Annotated in this window: 11 protein-coding genes; 8 read left to right on the top strand and 3 right to left on the bottom strand. The window is 38.1% G+C overall.

Going from position 1 to position 13520, the window contains the following annotated elements:
• The first annotated feature begins 163 nt into the window (after positions 1-163).
• The gene (locus tag LAV82_RS08550) at positions 164-1858 is read left to right on the top strand and encodes a M3 family oligoendopeptidase (protein WP_211078182.1); all 1695 of its coding nucleotides are present in this window, start codon (positions 164-166) and stop codon (positions 1856-1858) included.
• 24 nt (positions 1859-1882) lie between these two features.
• On the opposite strand, the gene LAV82_RS08545 is transcribed toward LAV82_RS08550, so the two are convergent.
• Entirely contained in the window at positions 1883-3466 is a 1584-nt protein-coding gene (locus tag LAV82_RS08545) for a PAS domain S-box protein (RefSeq protein WP_499715880.1), read from the bottom strand.
• A 340-nt stretch (positions 3467-3806) separates the two neighbouring features.
• Between LAV82_RS08545 and LAV82_RS08540 the strand changes: the two genes are divergently transcribed.
• The gene (locus tag LAV82_RS08540) at positions 3807-4073 is read left to right on the top strand and encodes a hypothetical protein (RefSeq protein WP_013055972.1); all 267 of its coding nucleotides are present in this window, start codon (positions 3807-3809) and stop codon (positions 4071-4073) included.
• A 51-nt stretch (positions 4074-4124) separates the two neighbouring features.
• Here LAV82_RS08540 and LAV82_RS08535 read toward each other — a convergent pair whose 3' ends face one another.
• Entirely contained in the window at positions 4125-6239 is a 2115-nt protein-coding gene (locus tag LAV82_RS08535) for an ATP-dependent Clp protease ATP-binding subunit (RefSeq protein ID WP_013055973.1), read from the bottom strand.
• A gap of 421 nt (positions 6240-6660) precedes the next feature.
• Here LAV82_RS08535 and nhaC point away from each other — a divergent pair, with 421 nt between their 5' ends.
• The 3 genes from nhaC to LAV82_RS08520 all read left to right on the top strand — a co-directional run bounded on the left by nhaC (position 6661) and on the right by LAV82_RS08520 (position 9431).
• Positions 6661-8043 (top strand): Na+/H+ antiporter NhaC, encoded by a 1383-nt coding sequence (gene nhaC / locus LAV82_RS08530; RefSeq protein WP_499715879.1) that lies wholly within the window; start codon positions 6661-6663, stop codon positions 8041-8043.
• Positions 8044-8336: 293 nt separating this feature from the next.
• Entirely contained in the window at positions 8337-9218 is an 882-nt protein-coding gene (locus tag LAV82_RS08525; protein WP_013055975.1) for an alpha/beta hydrolase family protein, read from the top strand.
• Between the two features lie 87 nt (positions 9219-9305).
• Positions 9306-9431: a DUF6254 family protein gene (locus tag LAV82_RS08520; RefSeq protein ID WP_013055976.1), complete on the top strand. Its 126-nt coding sequence runs from the start codon at positions 9306-9308 to the stop codon at positions 9429-9431.
• Positions 9432-9496: 65 nt separating this feature from the next.
• On the opposite strand, the gene LAV82_RS08515 is transcribed toward LAV82_RS08520, so the two are convergent.
• Entirely contained in the window at positions 9497-10216 is a 720-nt protein-coding gene (locus LAV82_RS08515; protein WP_098278371.1) for a 3-ketoacyl-ACP reductase, read from the bottom strand.
• A gap of 207 nt (positions 10217-10423) precedes the next feature.
• Here LAV82_RS08515 and LAV82_RS08510 point away from each other — a divergent pair, with 207 nt between their 5' ends.
• The 3 genes from LAV82_RS08510 to LAV82_RS08500 are packed head-to-tail and all read left to right on the top strand — an operon-like array spanning position 10424 to position 13494.
• Entirely contained in the window at positions 10424-12022 is a 1599-nt protein-coding gene (locus LAV82_RS08510) for a spore germination protein (RefSeq protein ID WP_499715876.1), read from the top strand.
• A gap of 24 nt (positions 12023-12046) precedes the next feature.
• Positions 12047-13246: a Ger(x)C family spore germination protein gene (locus LAV82_RS08505; protein ID WP_499715875.1), complete on the top strand. Its 1200-nt coding sequence runs from the start codon at positions 12047-12049 to the stop codon at positions 13244-13246.
• Between the two features lie 11 nt (positions 13247-13257).
• Positions 13258-13494: a hypothetical protein gene (locus LAV82_RS08500; protein WP_029325091.1), complete on the top strand. Its 237-nt coding sequence runs from the start codon at positions 13258-13260 to the stop codon at positions 13492-13494.
• The last annotated feature ends 26 nt before the right edge of the window (positions 13495-13520 follow it).

Raw genomic sequence — 13520 nt, 5'->3', positions numbered from 1 at the left:
AAAGCTCGTTTGTTTCTGTTGAACAAACGAGTTTTTTCTATGACTTCTTTCATAACCAATCGACATAAAAAATAAAAGTTACAAAAAATTGAAATTAACAGGAATACAGCTGGATAAAAACGAATTAGGTTACATACAGACAATAGAGGAAGGGGAACAAATGATGAAATTTGAGAATTATACATATACGCGACCTGATATGAATGAAATTGAAAAGCAGTTTGAAGAGGCCATTACACATTTTACGGAAGCAGCGTCAGTCAGTCAGCAAAACGAGGCAATTCGTCTAGCAAACGATGCGTATTCTCAGTACAGCACAATGGGGAACATCTGCTATATTCGTCATTCTATCGACACAGCGAATGAATTTTATAAAGAAGAACAAGACTATTTTGATGAAACACAGCCGCTTTTAGAAGGATATGTAGAGAAATTTTACAAAGCGTTAATCTCTTCGCCTTTTAAAGAGAAACTAGAAGAAAAGTGGGGCAAGCAGCTGTTTTCTCTTGCTGAAATGCAGTTAAAAACGTTCTCTCCTGAAATAGTAAAAGAGCTGCAGGAAGAAAATAAGCTATCGTCTCAATATACGAAACTAGTGGCGTCAGCCAAAATTTTATTTGAAGGAGAAGAAAGAACGTTAGCTCAGCTCGATCCGTTTATGGAGTCAACTGATCGAGAAATGAGAAAAAAAGCAGCAGAAGCGAAGTTTCAATTTTTCACCGATCACCAAGAGGAATTTGATGATATTTACGACAAGCTTGTAAAAGTGCGGACCAAGCTTGCTGAAAAATTAGGCTATAAAAATTTCGTAGAAGTGGGCTATGCTCGTATGTCTAGAATAGGCTACGATGCTGAAATGGTTGCCGCTTTTCGCAAACAAGTAAAAGAGTATATTGTTCCCCTTACTGAAAAACTAAAAAAGCGTCAGCAGGAAAGAATTCAAGTAGAGAGCTTAACTTATTATGATGAACCGTTTCAGTTTGAAACAGGAAACGCAGTGCCAAAAGGTGATGAAAAGTGGATTATTGAAAATGGACGGGTAATGTATAAGGAGCTTTCTAAAGAGACGGACGAATTTTTTTCATTTATGCTTGAAAATAATTTGATGGATTTAGTCGCTAAAAAAGGCAAAGCAGGCGGAGGCTACTGTACGTTTATTGAAGAATACAAAGCGCCGTTTATTTTTTCAAATTTTAATGGAACATCAGGCGATATTGATGTGTTAACGCATGAAGCAGGGCATGCTTTTCAAGTGTATTCCAGCCGAGATATGGAAACCAATGAGTATCACTGGCCTACGCATGAAGGAGCTGAAATTCATTCGATGAGCATGGAGTATTTTACATGGCCTTGGATGGAGTTGTTCTTTAAAGAAGACAAAGATAAATACCAGTTTTCTCATTTAAGCTCAGGCTTAACTTTCTTGCCTTACGGGGTAGCGGTAGATGAATTTCAGCATGCTGTATACGAACGCCCTGAGATGACGCCTTCGGAACGAAAACAAACGTGGCGAGAAATCGAAAAGAAATATATGCCTTCTAAAAACTATGACGGCCATCACTATCTAGAAAGCGGGGGCTTCTGGCAGCGCCAGCTTCATATTTACACGTCTCCGTTTTATTATATTGATTACACGCTCGCTCAAATTTGTGCATTTCAATTTTGGAAAAAAGATCGAGAAAATCACGAACAAGCATGGCAAGATTACGTTCATTTGTGTAAGCTTGGCGGAAGTAAGCCGTTTTTAGAATTAGTAGAGGAAGCGAATTTGATCTCTCCATTCGAAGAGGGCTGCGTGCAGTCTGTAGTAGATGAAATTGAAAACTATTTAAATAGTATTGATGATAAAAAGCTATAAAAAAAGCCGCGTTTGCGGCTTTTTTTATTGACATGTTCCTTCTTTCCATAGAGGAATCGTAAGGGTAACGCTGGTTCCTTTGCCAACAGTGCTTTTAATCTCAAATGTTCCTTTATGCTGATACAAAATGTTTTTAATCACAACAAGTCCAAGACCGGTACCTGAGGGCTTCGTGGTAAAAAAAGGCTTTTGAATGTGCGTAAGCAAATGTGAAGGAATGCCGACTCCTGTATCTTTAATGAAAATAGTAAGATCTTTAGTATGCTGAGTAACGTTTAAATGGATTTCTCCTCCGCTAGGCATAGCTTCGAGCGCATTTTTTAATAAATTAATGAGTACTTGCTTAATTTGATTTGCATCACAGCAGATGTATGTATGCGGGGCTTCCACCTGCGTTTTAACTACGACATTTTTTAATATACATTCTGATTCATACAGAAGAATAACGTCATTTAAAATAGTAGAGAATGCCTGCTTTTTCATAACCGTATCATGAGGTTTAGCGAGCAATAAAAATTCTCCAACGATTGAGTTAATACGATTCAGTTCGCTCAGCATGATGGTTGTATAAGAATGATAGCGGCTGCTGTCTTCATGAATAAGCTGAATAAATCCATTCAGAGAAGTAAGCGGGTTTCGAATTTCATGAGCGATTCCCGCTGCCATTTCGCCGGCTAAAGATAACTTATCCGTGTGGCGAAGAAATTTTTCTGTTTCCTTTTCTTCGGTAAGGTCCCGTGAAATACCAAAAAGCGCAACGACCTGTTTATCACGATTAAAAATAGGTGAAACAGTGATTTCTACATCAATTATTTTTCCGTCTTTTCGCTTATCTTGGGTTTCAAAGGCTACCAGCTTTTCTCCTGTTTTAACCCTTTCCAATCGGCTTTCAGCGCCGCCTTTTGAGCCAGCAGGAATAAATGGAATGGCTTTTCCGACAATTTCTTCTGCTTTCCATCCGTATATTTGCTCAAAAGCATCGTTTACTTTAATCACTTTGCCATCTAGGCTGAACACGGCAATGGCGTCGCGATTGTATGTAAAAAAAGATTGTAAATACTCTTGAGCTGAGTACAGTTCATCTTCGGTTTTGTTCATTTTGATCGTGGTAATAGCAATCAGCTTTTTAGAGAAATGAGCACAGTACAACAAAATAATCATTGTGATCAGCGTAAACAAAATAAAATAAACAATATCTAATTTTACGAAGGTCACAGATGTAAAAAGAGTGTTGCTTACATAAAAGTACAAAACAATCACAATAGACATCAATGTGGAAATTACAATAGCGATATAGCTATAATAAATAAAGCTAACAATAATTCCAAGAAACAAAAATAAATAATTAATAACAGCAGGTTCAATAGATGTCATGTACGCAATATAGGCATAATAGCATATGAAAAAAGAATACATAATGATGGTAGGATGAAAACGAAAGTAATACATAGCCGTCACTACCAATAATAAACTTCCTCCGCTTATAAAAACAATCAAATGAGGATCAGCTGCAATGAAGTGGTATAACACAATGTGGACAAAATATAGCAGCCAAAAAATAAGTAAAAGAATAAAATTCCGTTTTTTTATGAGGTTGTGTGATTCCATAAAAAATCCCTTTCTTAAATGGTGAATAATTTTATAGGAGAATAACTTTATAGTCAGCTAGTTGCACGATATAGTAATATATCACTCATATTAGCATAGTTACAACTGTGTGAATAGCCGAATTGAGCACTTAGACCAAGGAAGATAGATCTAGAATGTAGCTGGTCATAAACTATTAAGGAAATATGAGGGGAATATGGACGAAATGAAGGGGATGTAAAGCTTTTGTGATAACCTTGTAAAAGTGAACTTTTTTCTAATTGGATAGGCTATACTGCCAGTAGAGCCATATGAATGGTAACTACATAGAGGCTCAGATGATTCGAAAGGAGACGGTAAAATGAACAAAAGTTTATTAGTCAAGTTATTTGGATCACTTCTAGCAATTATGTTAATCACAGCATGCAACTCACAAACGGATGAAAAAGATGCCACAGAACAGCAAACAGAACAGTCGGATGATACTCAAGCGGAGGATACAACTACAGATGATTCACAGGAAACAATGAAGCAAGACGAAGCAGATGATTCATCTGGGGATGAAGCAGCTGATGATCAAGAAGAATCAACGGATAGTGCTGACGAAAAAACAGATGAAAGTAAATAAACGTAAGTATTTCTATAAAAAAAAGCGACTCAAGTAGAGTCGCTTTTTCTATTAGTTTTGCACGGTGATTTCGCTTGCTTCATTTAACGTTACGTTCACTGTAGATACGTCTGCGTCATCTAACAGTAAGTCTGTAATTCGATCTTCAAGCTGTTCTTGAATTGCTCGGCGGAGCGGTCTAGCACCGAATGCAGGGTGATAGCCAAGTTCAGCCAGTTTTTCTTTTACCTCAGCTGCTACGCTCAGCGTGATGTTTTGTTCTTGTAATGTTTCTTTTAATTCAGCAAGCATAAGGTCAACGATTTTAATCAAGTTATCTTTTTCAAGGTGATTAAATTCAATGATTGTATCAAATCGATTTAAAAACTCTGGTTTGAAATAAGATGAAAGTGAATCTAAAACGGATGCCTGTTTAAGTGCGTCATTTTTTGCGTCAAATCCAACCGTAATTTTCTTTTCACCTACACCAGCGTTACTTGTCATAATGATAACTGTGTCTTTAAAGCTTACTGTGCGACCTTGACTATCTGTTAGACGTCCGTCTTCTAGAATTTGCAGAAACATATGCTGAACGTCTGGATGAGCTTTTTCAATTTCATCTAGTAAGATGATGGAATAAGGATTACGACGTACTTTCTCTGTTAATTGTCCTGCCTCTTCGTGACCTACGTAGCCAGGAGGTGAACCAATTAATTTAGACACCGCGTGTTTTTCCATGTATTCACTCATATCTAGACGAACCATAGCATCTTTTGAGCCAAATAGTTCTTCAGCTAATGTTTTGGTTAACTCTGTTTTACCGACACCTGTTGGACCGACAAATAAGAATGAACCAATTGGGCGATGCTTCGCTTTTAATCCAGCGCGAGAACGTCGAATCGCTTTTGCTACTTTTTCTACAGCTTCCTGCTGTCCGATTACTTTTTGAGCTAAGTGCTCTGCTAAATGCTTCATTTTTGCTGATTCATTTTCTTGAAGTTTACCAACAGGGATACCCGTTTTCTTTTCAATAATTGCTTGAATGTCAGCAATATCCACATTCATTTTTTGCTGTTCTTCGTTCAATTGTTTTTCAAGAGCAGCTTCTTCATCGCGCAGTTTTGCCGCTACTTCATATTTTTCATTCTTTAACGCCTGCTCTTTTTCTTTTGTAATTTCTTTTAAGCGAGCGGCCGCGTCGTCTTTATTTGTAATGCCTGCCTGTAAATTCATTTTTGAGCCTGCTTCATCTAGCAAGTCAATTGCTTTATCAGGCAAGAAGCGATCTTGAATGTAGCGGTGTGATAAATTTACACAAGCGCGGATCGCTTCATCTGTATAGCTAACGCCGTGATAATCTTCATATTTACTTTGAATTCCTTTTAGAATTTCAACGGCTTCTTCTACAGACGGTTCGTGAACCATAACCGGCTGGAAGCGTCGTTCAAGAGCCGCATCTTTTTCAATGGAACGGTACTCTTTTAAAGTTGTAGCTCCGACTACTTGAAGTTCGCCTCGTGCAAGAGCTGGTTTTAAAATATTGCTTGCGTCCATTGAACCTTCCGCTGAACCAGCTCCTACAAGAAGGTGAATTTCATCGATAAATAAAATCACGTTTTTTCGCTGTTGAAGCTCAGAAATTAACTGCTTCATGCGCTCTTCAAATTGACCGCGCACGCCCGTATTAGCTACGAGAGATGCTACATCTAATAGATATACATCTTTATTTAACAGCTTGGCAGGAACTTTTCCTTCCGCGATTTTTAAAGCTAACCCTTCGACTACAGCCGTTTTACCAACACCGGGTTCTCCGATTAGTACAGGGTTGTTTTTGTTTCGTCTATTTAAAATTTCAATGACGCGCTCTACTTCTTCTTCGCGGCCAATAACAGGGTCAATCAATCCCGTTTTCGCAATTTGAGTTAAGTTTCGACCGAACTGGTCTAAAAATCCGCTGCCGCCATTTCCTTGCTGCGGCTGTTCCGGTGCAGCTTGTTCTTGTGACATTTGCTTGAATAAATCATCGATGTTCATAAAGCCGCCACCTCCAAAACCTGATGGGATTTTATGTTCGTTCATTAGTGCTTGATAACATGTATGACATAAACGATATTGAGATTTTTGATTATTTGTTTGTACATTTAATTGAATAGATGCTTCACGTTTATTACAGTTTTGACAAATCATTTAATTAGCCTCCCTAAATGATTTTAATCGAAGATCAGCAGGCATTTGACCTTTATTGACCTTTCGTATTCTCATTATACTTTGACCTTTTTTGACTTTCAAGTCTTTTGCTTAAAAAAATTTTTGAGGGAAGTTCCTCTCTTATGTACAAAAGGTAGTACATTAAAAAAACGTGTGTTTTGTGTGTACCCGTTTTATATATGTAAAAACATTAGAAGCATTTTGTACAATAATTTGCTTAGATAGAGAACAAATATTAATAAGAAGAAAAGTGGACAAAATGAGTGCAGAGCTTACCGTTGGATAAAATAAGTTATTGACAGCAAGAAGGATAAAAATTATACTCAAGAAGGTTTGCACTTAACTGCGTAAAAGCATAAAAGCGTTTAAGTGGAAAAGAAAGATAGAAAGGGAATACCTCATGAAAAAAGAAATTTCATTTATACAATCAATAGCGGTGGTTTTGGTGCTATTAGCTATTATTTTTGTTTCATTATTTACGTTAAAGCTGCCGCCTCATATTCCGCTGATATTTGGTGTAGCATTTATTAGTGTGATTGGCTTTTTGTTGAAATATAAGTGGACAGAAATGGAGAAAGGGATTTTAGACGGTGTTAGACTGGGCATTAAGCCTATCCTTATTTTAATGCTGATCGGGATGCTTATTGCGATTTGGATGGTAGGAGGAACGATACCGACGATTTTATCCTACGGCTTCCACTGGATTTCACCGCAGTACTTTTTAATTAGTGCTTTGGTTATTACCGTATTAGTTTCAACATTCACGGGAAGTTCATTAACAACCGTCAGTACGGTAGGGGTCGCTTTATTTGGTGTAGGAACTGCTATTGGTGTACACCCAGGGCTAGCAGCGGGGATGATTGTTTCAGGAGCTGTGTTTGGAGATAAGATGTCTCCCTTGTCTGATACAACAAATTTTGCTTCTGGTATCGTTGAAGTGCCGCTTCCTAAACATATTCAGCACATTACGTGGACGACGGTTCCAAGTATTGTTATTACCGCAATTATTGCATTGGTCATTGGGATGAACGGAAATCATGAAAGCGTCAATTACGGGGAAATCCAAGGAATTCAAGACGCATTAAAGCATACGTTTAATTTACACGTGTTAACGTTGCTTTCTCCACTTTTAGTTCTTATTTTTTCCATGAGAAGAGTCGATGTATTGCCAACGTTAGTTTTAGGGATTGTCACGGCCATTATTACAGGAATGATTACACAGCATGAATTTACGCTGAGTCAATTGCTAGGCGTTCTTCAAAGCGGGCCGGCAGTAGGGTCAGGAAATAAAGTAGTCGATGCGATTGTAAACAAAGGCGGATTACAGTCCATGATGTTTTCTATTTCTCTTATCATGATTGCCTTGTCGCTAGGTGGCTTGATGAGAGCGGTTGGAATTATTGATGCTTTATTAGAAGGATTAGCAAAACAAATCCGCCGCAGCGGAGACGTTATTTTTGCTACGCTTCTATCTTCAATTGGAGTGAACGTTATTACAGGCGAACAGTATTTATCGATTCTTCTGCCTGGGCAGACGTTTAAGCCACTGTATGAAAAGTGGAACTTAGACCCGAAAAACTTATCACGAACGCTTGAAGACGGTGGAACGGTTATTAATGCTATTATTCCGTGGGGTGTCAGCGGCGCTTTTATTTCAACTGCATTAAATATTCCCGCGGCTGACTATATTCCATTTACATTCTTTAGCATTCTCTGTCCGATCTTTTCAGTTATTTTAGCATATACAGGCATTGGTATTGCCAAGAAAAAAGCTCAGTCTTAACTGGGCTTTTTTCTTTTTGAAAAAGGACAGGTAAAAAACGACAAAAAAAGTATCATTCCACTTTTCAAATCTATAATTTAATAATACAATTTACTATACGTCTTTCTTGTTAATTTATTTGTATGAATTCTTATTTCTTTACAGATGAAGAAATTTGGGTTTTGCGGTATGATAAATAAGCTGTATTGGCGATGGGATGAATGCCCTTTTTAGCAAACATTTAAGAAGGGTAAAGCAAAATGAAAACACTCATTATAAAAGAGAAAAGATATTTATTGAGGAGAGGGTTTCTGTTGAAAAAATGGGGCATCATTGCATTAATCACTGTAGCTGTGCTCGGTGTGACAGCGGTTTTCAACCGAGCTGAAAGTGATGATGTAAATAAAGAAAAATTGAATTTATTATCGCCTTATTCAAATAAAGTAGATGTATATAGCATTACGTATCCTAGTGATAATTTAAAGATAAAAGGTTTTTTAGTACAGCCTAAAGACATTGCAGACAAACATTATCCGCTTTTAGTATATAATCGCGGAGGAAATCGCGAACATGGCATGATTCGCGCAAAAACACTTCAGTATTTGTCATACTGGGCAAGTAAAGGCTACGTCGTTGTTGCGACTCAATACAGGGGAAATGGCGGAAGTGAAGGAACAGAGACGTACGGCGGTAAAGATATTGACGACGTATTAAATCTTATTAAATGGGGAGAACAGCTTCCTTATGTAAATCACCAGCAAAAGGTAGCGCTAGGATATTCACGCGGCGGCATGATGACGTATTTAACGATGAAAAACGGCGTTAAATTTGATGCAGTTGTCGTACAATCAGGTATTACCGACATGTTTCAATTCTATGATCAAAGAGGGCCTGAAATGAAACAAGTGCTGCGGACAATTGTAGGAGATCCGGCGCAGTATCCAGAGAGGTATAAAAGTCGTTCTGTTGTCTATTGGAGCGATAAAGTAAATTCACCTCTTTTAATTTTACAGGGTGATCATGATCGTAAAGTTCACCACACTCAGGCTGAAAAGCTTGTGAAACAACTAGATGAGCAGGGAAAAGAATACAAATACGTACTGTACAAAAACGGAGACCATCCGCTAACTGCTTATTATGATCAATATAACGCGGAAATTGATAAATGGTTTAAAGTACATTTAGCTAAGCAGTAAAGAAATTGGAAGCAGTTTTGATGAATGGAAAAGAGCACCTTGTTTTATCCTACTACATGTAAGCATATAAAAAGGGGATGAAGCAAAATGACTCAGTCTAAAAGTCAAAAAGAGCGTCAGTGGAATGTACGAAAACAATCACAAAACCCATCGCATGGAAAAGTAAAATCTTTTGAAGAACTATCACAAGAAATCACGCCTAAACGTAAATAAGGTAACCATCATATAAAGGAAGACACAAAAAAGGAGAGCTGAAGCTCTCCTTTTTCTATGTTTGTTTATGGATTTGTGGACCACATGCCCGCAGATTTGATAAAAATACGCGGATGCAGTTTTAATTGTGCTACCATAATTTCTGCTAGGTCTTCAGGCTGCATCACTTTATCAGGATTGCCATCCGTTAAGTTTTCTTTATATGCTAATTCCGTTGCTACTGTACTTGGTGTTAGCGCTGTTACACGAATATTGTGTTTGCGCACTTCTAGCGCTAGAGATTCAGTTAAGCCGAGCACGCCAAATTTTGAAGCGCTGTAAGCACTTGTAACGGGAGCGCCTTTTTGACCAGCAGTGGATGAAATATTGATGATGTCTCCACCATTTTTTTCGATTAATTGAGGTAGAACGGCGCGCGTTACGTAGTAAACGCCCATTAAATTCACATCAATGATTTGTTTCCACTCATCTGGGTCTAGCTCTAAAAAGCTTCCGAATTTACCGATTCCTGCATTGTTGATTAAGATATCCGTTGCCCCTAATTTTGTATGTAGATGCTCAACTGCTGCGTTTACTTCTTCCATAGAAGAAACATCTGCTGTTGCATAAGCAACTTGTACATCAAATGCTTCTAGTTCAGAAGCAACAGCCTTTAAATCTGACTCTGTACGAGCAATTAAACCGATATTTACGCCTTCTTTTGCTAATTCAATCGCAGTTGAACGACCGATACCTTTTCCTGCTCCTGTAATAAGAGCTACTTTGCCTTTAAGTGATTGTGCCATGTATAGACTCCTTTCAATGTTCCGCATAAACATTCTTCATAATAACAAAGAATTATCCATTACTATCCTATAGAAATGCACAAATGATGTCAAAAATAAAGATTATTAAAATGGCTTCAAGTATAAATTTCCTTTTCATACAAAAACTATAGAGACTAAAAAGAAGAAATTCGGTTTCTTTTCGTTCAATGTAGTGGAGGATGAACAATGCGTATAAAAAAACTATCTGAGTTAACGAATAAATCCAAGCAGCGGAAAGAAAAAGCTGATGAATCGAAGGACTCTAAGGAAACTAGTGCTTCTTCTACACAGGAAGAGCAGAAATTATCGGAGAGGGTGGGAGATAATTTATCCCGCATGAAAAAAGCACTGGGACAGAGCACGGATTTAGTTGTGCGAGAGTTTCGAATTTCGATTGAAGAAAAATTCACTTTAGGTGTTGCTTACATCGACGGATTAGTAAATAAAGACGAAGTTGAACACTATGCGCTGGACTCCATTATGCACTATCACGATGAACATTTAACACATGATGATGGCATCGTTAATATGTACGAATTGATTAAAAGCTATAGTTTGGCAGCGGGTGAAATCATGGAAGCAAAGACATTGGATGATGCTCTTCTTCATATTTTATCAGGAGATACCGTACTGTGTTTAGAAGGGTATCAAACGTGTATTGTGGCAAGTACAAGAGGGTGGAGAGACAGGGCTGTTTCTGAACCACAATCTCAGACCGTTGTAAGAGGGCCTCGAGACAGTTTTACAGAAACACTGCGAACGAATACCGCATTGATTCGGCGCCGAATAAAATCTCCAAAACTTTGGATTGAATCTCAGCAAATAGGAGAGTTTACAAAAACGGATATTGCGCTCGTTTATATAGACGGCATTGCGGATGAACAGGTCATTCAAGAGGTAAAGGAGCGTCTTTCTAAAATTGATATAGACGGTATTTTGGAGAGCGGATATATCGAAGAGTTGATTCAAGATGAAGATTATACACCTTTTCCTACTATGCATAACACGGAGCGTCCAGACTCTGTGGCAGCAGGTCTTTTAGAGGGACGAATAGCCATTTTAGTAGACGGTACACCTTTTGTATTAATGGTTCCTGCCCTATTTATTCAATTTTTTCAAGCGGCCGAAGATTATTACCAGCGCGCAGATATTAGTACATTGATTCGCTTAATGCGCTACATGGCATTTTTCTTAGCCCTTTTAACACCTTCTGCTTATATTGCTTTAACTACTTTTCATCAAGAGATGCTTCCTTTTGCTTTGTTAATTAGTATTGCAGCTCAAAGGGAAGGTGTTCCTTTTCCTGCTATTATTGAAGCGTTTATTATGGAAATCACGTTTGAAATTTTGCGAGAAGCGGGAGTCCGATTGCCTCGAGCAGTAGGTTCAGCTATTTCGATTGTGGGAGCACTCGTTTTAGGAGAAGCCGCCGTACAAGCGGGATTAGTTTCACCTGCAATGGTTATCGTTGTATCCATCACCGCTATTAGTAACTTTGTGTCACCTGTGTATGATATGGCTATTGCAGTAAGGATGCTGCGCTTTATTTTAATGGTTTTAGCAGCTACTTTTGGCTTGTTCGGTATTATCCTGGGGTTAATTTTAATGATTTTACATTTATGCAGCTTAAGGTCATTTGGAGTCCCTTATATGACACCTATGGCTCCATTTGTGAAGCGTGATCAAAAGGATGTTCTGATTAGACGTTCGATCAAAAAAATGAAAACAAGGCCAAAGCTGATTAACGAGAAGAATATTTCACGTCAAAAGACGCAAAAAAACTAAACTGTGTAAAGGTGGCCGTTTACTATGAAAGCATTTCTAATGTTATGTATCTGTTCATTGCTATTAAGCGGCTGCTGGAGCAGTCGAGAGTTGAATGAGCTAGCCATTACGGTTGCTGTCGGAATTGATAAAGCAGAAGATGGCATCATTGTTACAGTTCAGCTGATTAACCCTGGTGATATTCAGGCCAAAACCCCTACAAACGGGCCTTCTGTTACCACATTTTCTATTAAGGCTTCGTCTGTAATGGAAGGGCTAAGAAAAATAACGACGAAATCCCCGCGGAAAATTTATCTTTCTCATTTACGAATGCTAGTCATTAGCGAAAGCATGGCGGAAGAGGGTATTGCTGAAGTGCTTGATTTCTTTGCTCGGGATCATGAAGTGCGTACCGATTATTTTGTTGTTGTTGCTAAAAATACGAAAGCATCGAGCGTTCTGAACGTATTAACAACAATCGAAAAAATACCAGCTAACCATATGTTTGCTTCATTAGACGTGTCACAGCGTATTTGGGCACCTACTAGAGGAGTAAAGTTAAATGAACTGATCAGCAACTTAACCAGCGAGGGAAAGCAGGCGGTATTATCAGGGGTATTGGTGAAAGGCAATGTAAAAAATGCAGGAGATATGTCGAGCATTTCTCGCACCAATCTTTCCACACTGCTCAATTTCAAAGGATTAGGTGTCTTTCAAAATGATAAGCTTATCGGCTGGTTCAATGAAGACGAAAGTAAAGGATATAACTATATTACAGGAAATGTAAAAAGTACGTTGATTGTTATTCCATGCGAAAAAAAAGAAAAAAAGCATGATATTATCGGAGTAGAAATGCTTCGAACGAATGTCAAGGTGACAGCTACTATGAAAAATCATAAACCTCATATTCACGTTGATTTAAAAGGAGAAGCTAACGTAGCTGATGTAGAGTGTCAAGTAAATTTACAGGACCCAGCTGTAATCAATATGCTCGAACGAAAAACAGCAGCCGACGTAAAAGAAAAAATGAATGATGCAGTAGAAAAAGCTCAAAAAACCTATAAAAGCGATATCTTTGGTTTTGGCGAAGTGTTTTACAGACAAGATGTAAAGAGATGGTACAAAATGAAAAGAGACTGGAACAGAATTTACGCAGAGGATTTAACCGTCGATTTAGATGCAAAAGTTCAAATCCGTCGCTTAGGCACGTTAAATAACTCATATATGAAGCAAATGAAGCATTAAGGAGAAAGAAAATGGAGGGATTTATCGCCTTACTTGTACTGCTTGCTTATTTGACTAAAAAAATAATGATCAACTTCCGAAAGGAAAATTATTATCGTGAAATAGTCGTCTACCTTTGTCTCATAGGTTTGGGTCTATTCTTTTGGGGAGCGATTACACTCCGTAAAGAAGTTCCTACGCCTCTGTACTTTTTAGAGGCACTAATTAAGCCTCTTACTAGAACCGTTCATCATCTGTTATTCACGTGAGCAAGCATGTAGGAGAGAAGGTGTGT

Source organism: Bacillus sp. ILBB4 (assembly GCF_035064545.1).
In the GTDB taxonomy this organism is placed as follows: domain Bacteria; phylum Bacillota; class Bacilli; order Bacillales; family Bacillaceae_H; genus Priestia.
Note: the sequence above shows the minus strand (reverse complement) of the source record. Positions and strands in the feature narration are given on the sequence as shown.

Coding starts and splice junctions, on each gene's coding strand:
- LAV82_RS08550 (WP_211078182.1), top strand. CDS start 164: ATGAAATTTGAGAATTATACATATACGCGACCTGATATGAATGAAATT.
- LAV82_RS08545 (WP_499715880.1), bottom strand. CDS start 3,466: ATGGAATCACACAACCTCATAAAAAAACGGAATTTTATTCTTTTACTT.
- LAV82_RS08540 (WP_013055972.1), top strand. CDS start 3,807: ATGAACAAAAGTTTATTAGTCAAGTTATTTGGATCACTTCTAGCAATT.
- LAV82_RS08535 (WP_013055973.1), bottom strand. CDS start 6,239: ATGATTTGTCAAAACTGTAATAAACGTGAAGCATCTATTCAATTAAAT.
- nhaC (WP_499715879.1), top strand. CDS start 6,661: ATGAAAAAAGAAATTTCATTTATACAATCAATAGCGGTGGTTTTGGTG.
- LAV82_RS08520 (WP_013055976.1), top strand. CDS start 9,306: ATGACTCAGTCTAAAAGTCAAAAAGAGCGTCAGTGGAATGTACGAAAA.
- LAV82_RS08515 (WP_098278371.1), bottom strand. CDS start 10,216: ATGGCACAATCACTTAAAGGCAAAGTAGCTCTTATTACAGGAGCAGGA.
- LAV82_RS08510 (WP_499715876.1), top strand. CDS start 10,424: ATGCGTATAAAAAAACTATCTGAGTTAACGAATAAATCCAAGCAGCGG.
- LAV82_RS08505 (WP_499715875.1), top strand. CDS start 12,047: ATGAAAGCATTTCTAATGTTATGTATCTGTTCATTGCTATTAAGCGGC.
- LAV82_RS08500 (WP_029325091.1), top strand. CDS start 13,258: ATGGAGGGATTTATCGCCTTACTTGTACTGCTTGCTTATTTGACTAAA.